This is a genomic window from Ensifer sp. NPDC090286 (genome assembly GCF_044769565.1).
In the GTDB taxonomy this organism is placed as follows: Bacteria; Pseudomonadota; Alphaproteobacteria; order Rhizobiales; family Rhizobiaceae; genus Ensifer.
In genome coordinates this window covers 1,289,236-1,302,441 of record NZ_JBIVYF010000001.1, presented here as the reverse complement: position 1 = coordinate 1,302,441, position 13,206 = coordinate 1,289,236, and the positions used below count along the sequence as shown (strand labels likewise).

Here is a 13,206-nt window from a genome sequence, read left to right as displayed (position 1 = left end):
GCAAACTGGACGGACCAGAACATCCAGTTTCCGTGTAAATGCGTGGGCCAGTTCGTGACGGTGAAGGACGAAGCGACGATCGGGACCACCCGGCGGATCTATGAGGCGCTGAAGGCGCAGATCCTTGACGGCACCTATGGCGCCGGGGCGCTTTTGCCATCGACGCGGACGCTCGCCGCCGAGCTTGGCGTTTCGCGCACGACGGTAACGGCCGCCTACGAGCAGCTTCTGTCCGAGGGGTATCTGGAAAGCCGGCCGGGCGCGCGTTCGCGGGTCGCCTTGCTTGCGGCCCGAGAGGACCCCGGCTCAGCGGTCGTCCCCGGGCATCTGGCAAGCCACGGACATCGGGAGCAGCAGGCGGCGGTTGTTCGTCTGTCGCGCCTGGGGGCAGCCCTTTGCGACGGGCCGACCTGGATGCCGCCGGCTTCTTCGAGGCTGATCGCCGATTTTCGCTATGGCGACCTGTCGGCCGCGGATTTTCCGCAGGAGGCGTGGCGACAGGCGGTCAACGCCGCGCTCCGCCGGCGAAAGCCGCGACTTGCCTATGACCATCCCGCCGGCTCATCTGCCCTGCGCACAGAGCTGCAGGCCTATCTCTGGCGGGCGCGGGGGCTCACTTGCGATGCGGATCAAATCATCGTCGTCAACGGCTCGCAGCAGGGGCTGGACCTTGCGGCGCGCGTGCTTGTCGACGCCGGCGACCGGGTGGCAATGGAGGATCCGGGCTATGTGATGGCGCGCCGGGTCTTTGCGGCTGCCGGCGCGCAGGTGGTTCCCGTCGCCGTCGACGCGGAGGGGCTGCGGACCGACATCCTCGAACAATTGGCCGACGCCAGGCTCGCCTATGTCACGCCCTCGCATCAGTTCCCGCTCGGCAGCGTGCTATCGGCGCGGCGGCGCCAGGAGCTTCTGGCGTGGTCGAGGCGGACCGGCGCCTACGTGCTCGAAGACGATTACGATGGCGAATATCGCTACGACATCCGGCCGATCCCGCCGCTTCAGACCATGGTGCAGGCGGAAAACGTGCTTTATCTCGGCACGATTTCCAAAAGCCTGTCGCCGATGCTGCGGCTCGGCTATCTCGTCGCGCCGCCGGCGCTTGTCCCGGCCTTTGCCGCCGCCAAACAGCTGATAGACCGCCATTCGCCAAGCCTCGAGCAGGAGGCGCTGGCGGCGATGATTGCAGGCGGCGCCTATGAGCGCCACATCCGCCGGAGCCGGCGCAACAATGGCCGCCGGCGCGAGGCGCTGTTGACGGCACTCAAAGCGGAACTCGGCGACGCGGTGACCATTTCCGGCGCCGATGCTGGCCTGCATGTGGTCGTCTGGTTCGAGCAACTGGAAAAGGCGCAGGAAGACGCGCTGATCGCGCGGGCACGGGCGGCAGGCGTCGGCCTTTATCCGGTTTCGCCGCTCTATGCGGCGGGTGAGGCCAGCCACCGGCCGGACCGGGCCGGCATCGTCATGGGCTATGCGAGCCTGGAGGCGGTGGAGATCGGCAAGGGGGTGGCGGCCCTTGCGCAGGTGTTGCGGTCCTGGGACAACGAGAACGCGGACGCGAAGCCGTCATAGGCTGGAGCGGGCAATGTGGTGCCCGTGAGGGTTGGCATCCGGGCGACACGTTACGGTTAGTCGCTTGCTCCCGGCCAACGTCCCTTCATAGTGGCGGCCATTCCGCGTTGGCCCAGGCGATTTCCATGAGATCTCTTCGCATCCATCCCCACCTGCACGACGTTTTCGGCGAAGAGCAGCCGGTCGCCTATCTCGCCGCCATTCTGCTGTTCGGTGCCGCCGTTGCCGTTGTCTTTACGCTGTCGGCGGGGCCGCTGCTTGCCGATCTTGCCTGGTGGCGGGCAGCACTGGCGCTTGTTTTCGTGCTCGACATTGCCGCCGGCTGCGTCGCCAATTTCACGCCGTCGACCAATGATTTCTACGCCGCCCGGCCGCGCAACCGCTGGGTCTTCATCGCCATCCATTTCCACATCGTTCTCGTCGCGCTGCTTCTTGGCAGCGGGATCGCGGCGGCCGCCGTTGTCTGGGCCTATACGATCGCAGCGGCTGCGCTCGTCAACCGGCTGGCGGGGCAGGGCGCGCAGACCTTCGTCGGCGGATTGCTGCTTGCTGTCGGCCTTACCGCCCTGCCGCTTCTGCCCGGTCTGACGCCGGCGATGATGGCGGTCTCGGGCCTCTTCATGCTCAAGGTGCTCTTCAGCTTCGCCGTCGATCACTATCGCACGGTCCCGGCGCACGATGGACAGGCGTCCAAAAATGGGGGACGCGGCTGACGACCTTGCCTTGCATGGCGGTCTTTACTAGCCTTCGGAAAGCAGGCTCAGGGGAGAGACTCGATGGCAGTTTCAGCGGTGGACGAGGCAGTGCGTATTCCGACATTCGACGACGTGCAACTGGCCCGAAACCGCATCGCCGGCGTCGCGCACCGCACGCCGGTCCTGACCTCGCGCACGGCGGACGCCGCCACCGGCGCCCGGCTGTTCTTCAAGGCGGAAAACTTCCAGCGCGGCGGTGCCTTCAAGTTCCGCGGCGCCTATAACGCCATTGCTGCGCTCAGGGAAAAGGGATCGAGGCAGGGTGTCGTCGCCTTTTCCTCCGGTAACCATGCCCAGGCGATCGCCTATGCCGCGCGCCTGCAGGGTGTGGCAGCGACGATCGTCATGCCCGCGGATGCGCCCGACATGAAGGTGGCGGCCACGCGCGGTTATGGCGCCGACGTCGTGTTCTACGATCGTTACAAGGAAGACCGCTCGGCGATCAGCGCGAAGCTGGCGGCCGAGCGCGGCGCCGTGCTGATCCCGCCCTTCGACCATCCCGATGTGATCGCGGGCCAGGGGACGGCAATTCTCGAACTGATCGAGGAGGTGGGTGAACTCGACCTGATCGTCACGCCGCTCGGCGGCGGCGGGCTGCTTGGCGGCACCGCGCTCGCCGCCCGGGAGCGCTCGCCCGGCGCGACCATCGTCGGCGTCGAGCCCGAGGCCGGCAACGACGGCCAGCAGTCGCTGCGCCAGGGCCGGATCGTCGAAATCGCCATCCCGAAGTCGATCGCCGACGGCGCGCTGACCCCCAGCATCGGCGTCCACAACTTTCCGATCATCCAGCGCACGGTCGCCGACATCGTCACGGTGAGCGATGCACAGCTGGTCGAAACCATGCGTTTCTTCGGAGAGCGCATGAAGATCGTGGTCGAGCCGACCGGCTGTCTTGCGGCTGCCGCCGTGCTCGAAGGGGTGCTTGCCTGCGCCGGCAAGCGCGTCGGCATCGTCCTCAGCGGCGGCAATGTCGATCTGGCGACCTATGGGGCGCTGCTGCGGTAGATCCCCCGCGCTTAGACGGCCGACGGCCAACCAAGCGGTGTCATGGGCGGGGCGTTGCAATTGCCCGTCTTTCCGGTTGCCTTAAACGGCAAAAGTGGCAAACTGGGCGTCGCGCCAATTGCGACGGGCATCCGAACGGGCTTGCAACGGTTACTGTAACAATTTGATATTCCAAGAAATATTTCCTCCTGCCATTTCGGGCGGAGCGTGGAAATGGAAGAAACCGGAGACTTACAGCGGACCAGCCAACGCCCCGGCGGACGCGCCGCGTTGCCAAAAATCTAAGCGCTGCCACCGCTCCGGATCGGCGCGGTGCATACACAACTGGAGGGTATCGTGACGCTTGCAATCAATGACCTCGCACCGGACTTCGAGGTCGGGACGACCGACGGCACGATCCGGTTTCACGACTGGATCGGCGACTCCTGGGCGGTGCTGTTTTCGCACCCGAAGGACTTTACGCCCGTCTGCACCACGGAGCTCGGCTACATGGCGCGCATCAAGCCGGAATTCGACCGGCGCGGCGTCAAGATCATCGGCCTTTCGGTCGATCCGCTCGACCGCCATGCCGGCTGGGCCGCCGATATCGAGGAGACACAGGGCCACGCGCCGAACTTCCCGATGATCGCAGACGTCGACTACACCGTCTCGAAGCTCTACGGCATGCTGCCGGCGCCGGTTTCCGGCGATCCGACGAAGCGCACGCCCGCCGACAACCAGACGGTGCGCAACGTCTTCGTCGTCGGCCCGGACAAGAAGATCAAGCTGATCCTCATCTATCCGATGACGACGGGCCGCAACTTCGATGAAGTGCTGCGCGTCATCGACTCGCTGCAACTGACGGCCAAGCACAAGGTGGCGACGCCGGTGAACTGGCAGCAGGGCGACGACGTGATCATCGCCGGCTCGGTCAGCGACGAGGATGCCCGCAAGGTCTATCCCGAGGGCTGGAAGGCGCCGAAGCCCTATATCCGCATCGTGCCGCAGCCGAAGGGCTGAGGCGGCGCTGATGTTTCGCCAGGGCGCGGAAGCGCCCCGCGCTGAAGGTTCGTCCTTCGTCGCTGGGGTGAGGGTTTCTTCGCACTCCGCGGTGAGGGGCTGACCCTATGCCGCGGTGAGGGGACTACCCCTCATCCCGCGGTGAGGGACTGTCCCTCATCCGCCTTCCGGAACCTTTTCCCCGCGGGGAGAAGGGACGTTGCTGCGCCTTCCGGGTTTGCTACTCTTTGTCTGCGGGAAGCGGGTCGTTTGGATGGGCCCCGTTCCCCCACCCTCGGTGCTGTGGAGCGGGAACCTCGCGCCTGAAGCCTGTTTCCTCTGCGACAGAATCCCTCCTTTATCTGAACACGCCCCCGCCTATAGTGCCGCCGTTTGCGGTCGCAGCCGGAGCGCGCCGCCCCCTGACTGGATGACCCGCCCCATGACCGCAGCAAGCCGACCCGACCTGACAGACATTCACCGGGGTGACTGGGTGGATCGCCGGCTGCCGCGGGCGGTGCGGCCCTATACCCGTCTTGCGCGGCTCGACCGGCCGGTCGGTATCTGGCTGACGCTCTTTCCCTGCTGGGCGGCGCTGTTCCAGGCGGCGCACGGACTTCCCGAAATCCGCGATATTCTGGTGTTCACGCTCGGCGCGTTTCTGATGCGCAGTGCCGGCTCCACCATCAATGACATGGCCGACCGCAATTTCGACGGGCATGTCGAGCGGACGCGGTTCCGTCCGCTTGCAAATGGCGAGATCGGCATGTCCCGCGCCGTTCTCTTCCTGATCGCCCAGCTTGCGCTCGCGGCCTCTCTGCTTGTGTTCCTGAGCCCCGCGACCCGCGTGCTTGCGGTGTGCGTCGTGCCGCTCGTGTTCCTCTACCCCTTCTGCAAGCGGTTCACCCACTGGCCGCAGGCGGTCCTGGGCGCTGCCTTCAACTGGGGCATGCTGATGGCCTGGTCGCAGGTTGCCGGACATGTTCCGGCGGGCGCCGTGCTGATGTGGGCCGGTGCCGTTGCGTGGCAGATCGGCTACGACACGGCCTACGCCTATGTCGATGTGCGCGACGACACGCGCCTCGGTCTCAAGTCCACGGCGATCCTGTTCGGGGCTCGCGGCAAGGCCTGCATCGCTTTGTTCTACGGCCTGACGCTCGCCGCCTGGTCTCTCGGCGGCTGGATGCTCGGCATGTCGAGCCTCTATGCCGTCGGCATGGTGGTGATCGCGGCCCATCTCGCGTGGCAGGCCTGGCGTTTCGACATCGATCGCCCCGAGATCAGCTATCGCCTGTTCCTGGCGAATATCCTGACCGGCGTGCTTTTGGCTGCCACCGCTCTCGCCGGAACGTTTTGACGGACGCCGAGCGTCCGGCTTGGCATAGGAAGTCGACGATGAGGCCGGTGACGCATTGACGCCCGACGCGCGCGCTCCATGTCATATCCAGATGTCAAATCTGGGCGCTCAGCGCAGTCAAACGGGCAGGGGCAGGCCATGCAAAGGTTCTTCGTCAGCGTCGCCAAGGAATTCGAGGCCGATAGCGCCGAGGAGGCGGCCCTTCTGATGTACCAGTATCTGACCCGCGAGCCGGCGCCGCTTTCCTATGCCGTCACCGACGAGGCGAAGAACATCACCAGGCTGACGCTCGAGCGCGACAAGGCGGACGAATTCGCCAGCGTCGACCACACCGCCGATCCCGGCAACTGGTAACGTCTGCCGGCTGTCACGGCTGTGGGCGGAAGCCATCAAAGCGACATGTTCGGTTGCAAATCCTCCGGTGTTCGCGTCAACGCTGCGCCTGTTGGGTGCAGCCGTGGCCGCGCTTCGGGAGGAAGCCCACTTGTTCATTGCCCATCTGCCGGCCGGCTATCTGCTGAGCCGCCCCTTTGCGCGCCGCAACCCGTCGCAGGCCCGCGCTATCTTCGGTGTCGGGCTTCTCTGTTCCGTCCTGCCGGATTTCGATCTCGCCTATTTCTACCTGATCGACCAGCGCCGCACGCCGCATCACGACTACTGGGTGCACACGCCGATCTTCTGGCTGGCGCTGGCGGCGGCGATCGCGCTTCTTCTCATCGCCACCGGGCGGCGCAAGCAGCTCGTCCTTGTCGGGGTCGGGCTTTTGAGCGTGCTCCTGCATCTGGTGATGGACTCGATCGCGGCTGATATTCGCTGGTTCTTTCCCTTCGCCGATCTCAGGGTGAACCTGGTGCATGTGCAGGCGGTTTACAAACCCTGGTACCTGAACTTCATCCTGCACTGGACCTTCGCGCTTGAAGTTTTGATCTGGCTGCTGGCCGGTCATTTCGCGTTGCGCGATTTTCGGGCGCGGCGCGCAATCGGGACCGCATGAGGGCAAAAGCACGGCAATTCTAGGGGTCGCGAAAAGAATCGCTTAAGGAATTTATCATACCAATAGCTACAATTCGCATGTATCCCTTTTCGATTTGTTAGCTATAGGTCCCGCCCTCATGACTGGCCTGCCGTCTCTTTTTTCGTCCGATGCCAAAGCCATGCTCGATGCGATCAACCGGTCGCAGGCGATTATCGAATTCGATCTTTCCGGCACGATCCTGACCGCCAACGACAATTTCTGCCGCGCGATGGGTTACGATCTCCACGAGATCGTCGGCCGGCATCACCGCATGTTCGTGCAGCCGGAGGAGGCGGCGTCCGCCGCCTATGCCGATTTCTGGGCGCGCCTTGCCCGCGGCCAATACGACAGCCAGCAGTACCGGCGCATCGGCAAGGGCGGGCGGGAGATCTGGATCGAGGCCTCCTACAATCCGGTGTTCCGCGGCCGCAAGCCCTACAAGGTGGTGAAGTTCGCGACCGACATCACCGCGACAAAGGCAAAGAGCACCGACGACCAGGGCAAGATCGACGCCCTGTCGCGGGCCCAGGCCATCATCGAATTCACGCCTTCGGGCGAGATCATCACCGCCAACGAAAACTTCCTTTCGGCCATGGGCTACGCGCTTCCCGAGATCGTCGGCCGGCACCATTCGATGTTCTGCGAACCGGACGATGTCCATTCGCCCGCCTATGACGCCTTCTGGCGCGATCTTGCGGCCGGGCGCTTCGTCACCGACCAGTTCAAGCGCATCGGCAAGGGTGGCAAGACGGTCTTCATCCAGGCGTCCTACAATCCGATCCTCGACGATGCCGGCCGGGTGTCGAAGGTGGTGAAATTCGCCGTCGACGTTTCCGATCGCGTGCTTGCGGTCCAGGAGATCGGCGCCGGGCTTGGCCGCCTTGCCGAGTGCAACATCCGCATGACGCTGGACGAGCCCTTCGTCGGCGAGCTCGAAACGCTCCGGCGCGACTTCAATACCTCGATCGGCATGTTTCAGGAAACGCTGTCGGCGGTGCTCAGCCAGACCCGCGACCTCAACAGCAACAGCCACGAGATGAAGGATGCGGCCGAGCATCTTTCCGACCGCACCCGCCAGCAGGCGGCAGCGCTGGAGCAGACCTCGGCGGCGCTGGAACAGGCGACGGCGACGGTGCGCACCTCGACCGAGAATACTCAGCAGACCCGCGCGCTGGTGCAGAATGCGCGGCAATCGGCGCACAGCTCTTCCGGCGTCGTGCGCGATGCGGTGACGGCGATGCAGCGCATCAAGGCGGCGTCCGAGGAGATCAGCCAGATCATCGGCGTGATCGACGAGATCGCCTTCCAGACCAACCTTCTGGCCCTCAACGCCGGGGTCGAGGCGGCGCGCGCCGGTGACGCCGGCAAGGGATTTGCGGTCGTCGCCTCGGAGGTGCGCGAGCTTGCCCAGCGCTCGGCCAAGGCCGCCAAGGAGATCAAGGCGCTGATCCACAACTCGGTTGCCGAGGTCGCCGAAGGCGTGCGCCTTGTCGGCGATACCGGCAACGCGCTGAAGGAAATCGAGGACTTCGTCGCGGCGATCGACACGCGGATTGCGGCGATCGCGACGGCTGCGACCGAGCAGACGGCGGGCCTCGGCGAAATCAACGCGGCCGTCAACGACATCGACGTCATGACGCAGAAGAATGCGGGCATGGTGGAGCGCACCGCCGACGTCAGCGTCCGGCTGGCCGAGGGCGCGCAGCGGCTGACGGAACTCGTCAACCGCTTCCAGCTCAACCGCCGTGCCGAGCGGCGCGAGGCGGGCACGGCAGCGGCTGCGAGCGGCATCGGCGATCGTCGCCGCGCGAGCGACGCGCGCGCCGCCTGAGGCGACAAAGCGGGACGTGCGGGGCGATCACGCCCTGCCGTTCGCGGGCAGGCGGGCCGGGGGTGCGGCCCGCCTCATCCCTTTCACGGCAACCGTCCGTGCGTGTGAGCTCGAACGCCACGATGAATTCCGACACTGTCGTCTCCAAGGTCCGGCGTGGGATTGCCGGGTGATTGACGATCGGCAGACGTGTCCGTGCAACGTGTGGTATCGCTGATACGTTGACGAAGCCCGCGGTTCTATGCATCCTGCCGGCCAACGAGCGAAGATGCCGGATACGGCAGGGGGAAGAGCAGGGCCAAAGGCCCAAGGCATTGATAAGCTTCGCATTCGCCCACGGTGATCGCGCGTCTCGCTAGGTCGCCATGGCTTTCTGAAGAACTGCAGGGTCTCGCGATCCAAGGGAAACCTGCAGAGTTGCGGCGCGCTTCGGCGTCACAAAAGCACGACATACGCATTCACGACATCATTCGCATCGATTGCTCGAGGCCGGAGGGGATTGTGAAGGAAAAGTCGAGGTTTCTGCCAGCGGCGCTGGCTGCCATATTCGCCGCATCCGTGGCGCTGCCTGCCACTGCCGCCGATCTGGTGATCGCCATGCCGAACTGGCCGTCGGGCCAGGCGACGGCCAATATCCTGAAAGTGGGCATCGCCAAGAAGTTCGGGCTCGACGCCGAGGTCAAGGAACTCGGCACGCTCAATGCCTTCGTCGGTTTCGAAGCGGGCACGGTCGACATCCAGCCGGAAGTCTGGCGGCCGAACTTCGAAGACGTCGTGCGCAAATACGTGACCGACAAGAAGGTCGGCCAGCTGACCGAGCGCAGCGTGCCGGCCTGGCAGGGGCTTTGCGCCACGCCAGAAGCGGCAAAGACGATCAAGTCGGCCGCCGATCTCAGCGACCCGGAAAAGACCAAGATCCTCGACACCGACGGCGACGGCAAGGGCGAGATGTGGATCGGCGCCGCCACCTGGCTTTCGACCGGCATCGAGCGGGCGCGGGCAGCCGGCTACGGCTACGACAAGACGCTGACGCTGTTCGAGGCGGAAGAGGAGGTGGCGATGGCGGCTGTGGACGCGGCGGTCGCAACCGAGCGGCCGATGGTCTTCTACTGCTACGCGCCGCATCACGTCTTCGAACTGCACCAGATCGCACGGCTCGAAGAGCCGCCGCACGATGCCGCCAAGTGGAAGATCCTGCCGCCGAGCGATCCACTCTGGGTGTCGAAATCCAGCGCCTCGACCGCCTGGCAGGCGGCGCATTTCCAGATCGCCTATGCCACCGCCTTCGGCAAGAAACACCCTGACGTGGCGAAGTTCCTGGAGAAAGTGGATTTCTCGCCGGAGGAAGTGACCAAGATGAGCTACGCACTGGAGGTCGAGCGCCAGGCGCCGGCCGACTATGCGAAAAAATGGGCCGAAGACAATGCGGCGCGCATCGACGGGTGGGCCAAGCCATGAGCGGACGTTCTGACGACAATCGCCCTGCCGGCAAGGATCGGCCGATGTGGACGCGGCGCAGGTTCGGCATAGCGGTGCTTGCCGCTGCCCTGACGCTCGGGCCGCTTGCCGCCTGGGCGCAGACGCAGATCTACGACGCCCGCACCAAGAAATGGGTCAACTACGACAAGAAGAAAGCGCGGCAGTATTTCGCCCGCAACAACCAGTTGCCGGAGGCCTTCCGCCGCCAGGTGGTGACGTTCCGCACGGCGGAAAAGCCGGGCACGATCATCATCGATGGCAACCAGCATTTCCTCTATCTCGTCCAGCCCGGCGGTCAGGCGATCCGCTACGGCATCGGCGTCGGCCGCGAGGGCTTCGGCTGGGCCGGCATCGTGCGCGTCGGGCGCACGGCGGAATGGCCGACCTGGACGCCGCCGGCCGAAATGGTGGCGCGCGACGCTAATGCGGCGAAATGGGCGGCCGGCATGCCCGGCGGGCCGGACAATCCGCTCGGCGCCCGCGCGCTCTATCTCTACGAGGGCGACCAGGACACGATCTACCGCATCCACGGCACGGTCGAGCCCTGGACGATCGGGCTCGACGTTTCCTCTGGCTGCATCCGCATGAACAATGACGACGTCATCGACCTGCATTCGCGCATCGAGATCGGCGCCAAGGTGATCGTGCTGATGCAGGGGGCGGCGCTCTACAAGGGCGTTTGAGACAGTGGAGCAAGGCGGGCCGCTTGAGAGCGGCGCGCCGGCGCAGACATTTTGCGGGTGCAGGCGCCTTGCGGGCGCCAGGATGGAACCGATCGGCTGCTGGGGATACGCGTGGCCGATCGCGCGAAGGAACAGGGACAGAAGATCCGAAGGGGAGGATACGTGGTGAGCGAGGGGATATTGCGTATGAAGGGCCTTGTTCTGGCACTGGCGGCCACGGCCGCGATCGTCGGCTGCCAGTCCGCGCCCAAGCCCGAGGACATGGCCCGCACCAGCCTGCAGACGGCGCCGGCCGACCTGCAACTGCTCTGCGCCCATGCCGCGGCGGGGGCCGCCCAGGTCGACAGCACGAAGGTACTGCCGACCAGTTCGCGCGCGCTCGATGCCGCTTCCTACAGCGTCGACCTCGACGCCGCCGGCCGCAAGTTCACTTGCATCGTCGACACCGCCGGCAGCGTGAAGTCGGTCACGCCGGTTTAAGTCTGTCGGCAAAGTAGACGCCAAGCGCCGCTTCCGGCACCGATGCTGCCTGGTTCGTCTGTGAAGTGGCGGTGCATGCGTTCCGCCGGAGAGAGCAGCCATGCTTACGAAGAGGCAGACGCTCTGGGCATTGCCGATCCTCGTCGCGACGCTTGCGGGGTTATGCCTGACGGGCTACGTGTCCGAGGAATGGCTTTCCATAGCAAATAGCGGGCTTACCGCCTTGGTGGGGACTGCTTTGGTTGCGAACGTGCTCGCGTTGGCCTTCATTGTCTTCTCGATCTTTGCGTCGCTTGTAACAGCGCTCATTTTCAACGCCTCAAGTCCTGACTTCTGGGAGAAGACAGGTAACCCCCTTTACTACCTTCTGTGGAGCGAGTTGCAGGAAGCGACGAGACGCGGCGTAAACGGTCGCCCCGACTGATGCCGCTACCCTGCCAAAAGGAAATGTCGGCATTGGCCGCGGCCATGCCGCCGGCCGTCAATCACCGAGATTGAACAGCGTCGAGGGATCGGCAACGACGGGCGGCGCGTAGAAGGTCAATCGTGCGGCGTCCATCAGCAGCAGCGGCTGGTCCATCTCGACCGCAAGGCTGGTGATCCAGTCCTGGAAGTCGCGCACCCGGTCGGCGTAGTCGGCCGAAAGTTCATGTGCCTCCGACGGGTCGGCGCCAAGGTCGAAGAGTTCGACCTTTTGCGGCAGCGTCGCCTTCCAGACGAGCTTCCAGTTGTCCCTTCGCACGGCGCCCCCCATGGGGTCGACGTTGTAGACCACCTCGGTGCGCGGCGTCGGCTTGCCCTCGCTCAGGGAGGGCCACAGGTTGATGCCGTCGAGCGGCTGGTTCTTGTCGAGCGTCGCGCCGACGATGGCGGCCAGCGTCGGATACATGTCGACCACGTGGACCATGCCTGCGACCTTGCCGGGCTTGATCTTCTTCGGCCAGTTGGCAAGCGCCACCACGCGGGTGCCGCCCTCGTAGAGCGTGCCCTTGCCGTCGCGATAGTGGCCGTTGTCGGCCGGCAGTTCGCCGCTCACCTTGCTGTCTCCGGCAAAGAGCGAGCTCGTCACGCCGCCGTTGTCGCTGTGAAAGACGATCAGCGTGTTGTCGCGCATGCCGCGTTTTTCGAGCGACGCCAGCAGTTTGCCGATGCCGTCGTCGAGCACGGAGACCATCGCCGCATAGGCCCGGCGGTTCTTGTCCGCGATGTGCTTGTAGCGGTCGAGTGCGTCGTCCGGCGCCTGGAAGGGCGTGTGCGGCGCGGTGAAGGCGAGGTAAAGGAAGAGCGGGCTTGCGGGATCGTGGCTTTCGACCACCCGGGCCGCCTCGTCGCCGATCAGCGTGTTGTCGAAGCCGGTCTCCTCGATCGGCCTGTTGCCCCGGTACCAGTCCTTCACCCCATGGGAAGAGTGCTTGAAGTGGTCGATCTCGCCGACCAGCGCGCCGTAGAAGGTGTCGAAGCCGCGTTGCTTCGGCCAATATTCCGGCTTGGCATGGCCGAGATGCCATTTGCCGACGAGCGCCGTCCGGTAGCCGGCATCCTTCATCACCTGGGAAAGCAGATACTCGTCGAGCGCCAGTCCGTAGGAACCGGGCGAGGGGATCACGCCCGTCTGCAGGCCATAGCGCAACGGGTAACGGCCGGTGAGGAAGGCGGCGCGCGTCGGCGTGCACATCGGCTGGGTGTAGAACTGGTCGAAGGTTACCCCGGTCGCCGCCAGCCGGTCGAGATTGGGCGTCCTGATGTCCGAGCCGCGGAAGCCGACATCGCCCCAGCCGAGATCGTCGGCGATGATGTAGACGATGTTCGGCGCCATCGTGCCGGCTGCTTGCGCCGCATCCGGGGCAAGTGCCGCAAGGCCCGCCGGCAGTCCGGCGGCAAGGGCAAGCGCCGCACCGCTCATGAGAACGTCGCGCCGGGTCGGGCCCGCTTGCGGATCCGCGCCAGCGCTCTTGCCGCCGCATGCGTTTGCACGGGCGTTATTCGCTTGCAGTTCAGACATGCGCACCCCCTGGAAATGCGACCCGGCCGGACGGCGGATCCTTTTATTC

The 13,206-nt window shown here is 65.2% G+C and carries 13 protein-coding genes; 12 read left to right on the top strand and 1 reads right to left on the bottom strand.

Going from position 1 to position 13,206, the window contains the following annotated elements; translation table 11 throughout:
• The first annotated feature begins 54 nt into the window (after positions 1–54).
• The 12 genes from ACIQUG_RS06480 (at position 55) to ACIQUG_RS06425 (ending at position 11,579) form a co-directional block, all read left to right on the top strand.
• Positions 55–1,572 (top strand): PLP-dependent aminotransferase family protein, encoded by a 1,518-nt coding sequence (locus ACIQUG_RS06480; RefSeq protein ID WP_402318750.1) that lies wholly within the window; start codon positions 55–57, stop codon positions 1,570–1,572.
• 125 nt (positions 1,573–1,697) lie between these two features.
• Positions 1,698–2,285: a hypothetical protein gene (locus ACIQUG_RS06475; protein WP_402318747.1), complete on the top strand. Its 588-nt coding sequence runs from the start codon at positions 1,698–1,700 to the stop codon at positions 2,283–2,285.
• A gap of 63 nt (positions 2,286–2,348) precedes the next feature.
• Positions 2,349–3,332: a threo-3-hydroxy-L-aspartate ammonia-lyase gene (locus ACIQUG_RS06470; RefSeq protein WP_402318744.1), complete on the top strand. Its 984-nt coding sequence runs from the start codon at positions 2,349–2,351 to the stop codon at positions 3,330–3,332.
• Positions 3,333–3,668: 336 nt separating this feature from the next.
• Positions 3,669–4,331, top strand: a complete 663-nt coding sequence (locus tag ACIQUG_RS06465; RefSeq protein WP_043626719.1) for a peroxiredoxin — start codon at positions 3,669–3,671, stop codon at positions 4,329–4,331.
• A 421-nt stretch (positions 4,332–4,752) separates the two neighbouring features.
• Positions 4,753–5,667, top strand: a complete 915-nt coding sequence (ubiA, locus tag ACIQUG_RS06460) for a 4-hydroxybenzoate octaprenyltransferase (protein WP_402318740.1) — start codon at positions 4,753–4,755, stop codon at positions 5,665–5,667.
• A 138-nt stretch (positions 5,668–5,805) separates the two neighbouring features.
• Complete coding sequence (locus ACIQUG_RS06455) at positions 5,806–6,021, top strand: hypothetical protein (protein ID WP_034792977.1); 216 nt, start codon at positions 5,806–5,808, stop codon at positions 6,019–6,021.
• Positions 6,022–6,151: 130 nt separating this feature from the next.
• A complete protein-coding gene (locus tag ACIQUG_RS06450; protein ID WP_402318737.1) occupies positions 6,152–6,661 on the top strand; it encodes a metal-dependent hydrolase in 510 nt (169 codons plus the stop codon).
• Between the two features lie 160 nt (positions 6,662–6,821).
• The gene (locus tag ACIQUG_RS06445; protein WP_402318734.1) at positions 6,822–8,513 is read left to right on the top strand and encodes a methyl-accepting chemotaxis protein; all 1,692 of its coding nucleotides are present in this window, start codon (positions 6,822–6,824) and stop codon (positions 8,511–8,513) included.
• Between the two features lie 522 nt (positions 8,514–9,035).
• Positions 9,036–9,971, top strand: a complete 936-nt coding sequence (locus ACIQUG_RS06440) for a glycine betaine ABC transporter substrate-binding protein (protein ID WP_402320599.1) — start codon at positions 9,036–9,038, stop codon at positions 9,969–9,971.
• 44 nt (positions 9,972–10,015) lie between these two features.
• Positions 10,016–10,675 (top strand): L,D-transpeptidase, encoded by a 660-nt coding sequence (locus tag ACIQUG_RS06435; RefSeq protein WP_402320596.1) that lies wholly within the window; start codon positions 10,016–10,018, stop codon positions 10,673–10,675.
• A 186-nt stretch (positions 10,676–10,861) separates the two neighbouring features.
• A complete protein-coding gene (locus ACIQUG_RS06430; RefSeq protein ID WP_402320593.1) occupies positions 10,862–11,155 on the top strand; it encodes a hypothetical protein in 294 nt (97 codons plus the stop codon).
• Between the two features lie 100 nt (positions 11,156–11,255).
• On the top strand, positions 11,256–11,579 hold the full coding sequence (locus tag ACIQUG_RS06425; protein WP_402318732.1) for a hypothetical protein: 324 nt from the start codon (positions 11,256–11,258) through the stop codon (positions 11,577–11,579).
• Between the two features lie 57 nt (positions 11,580–11,636).
• On the opposite strand, the gene ACIQUG_RS06420 is transcribed toward ACIQUG_RS06425, so the two are convergent.
• A complete protein-coding gene (locus tag ACIQUG_RS06420) occupies positions 11,637–13,157 on the bottom strand; it encodes an arylsulfatase (protein WP_402318729.1) in 1,521 nt (506 codons plus the stop codon).
• Between the last annotated feature and the right edge of the window lie 49 nt (positions 13,158–13,206).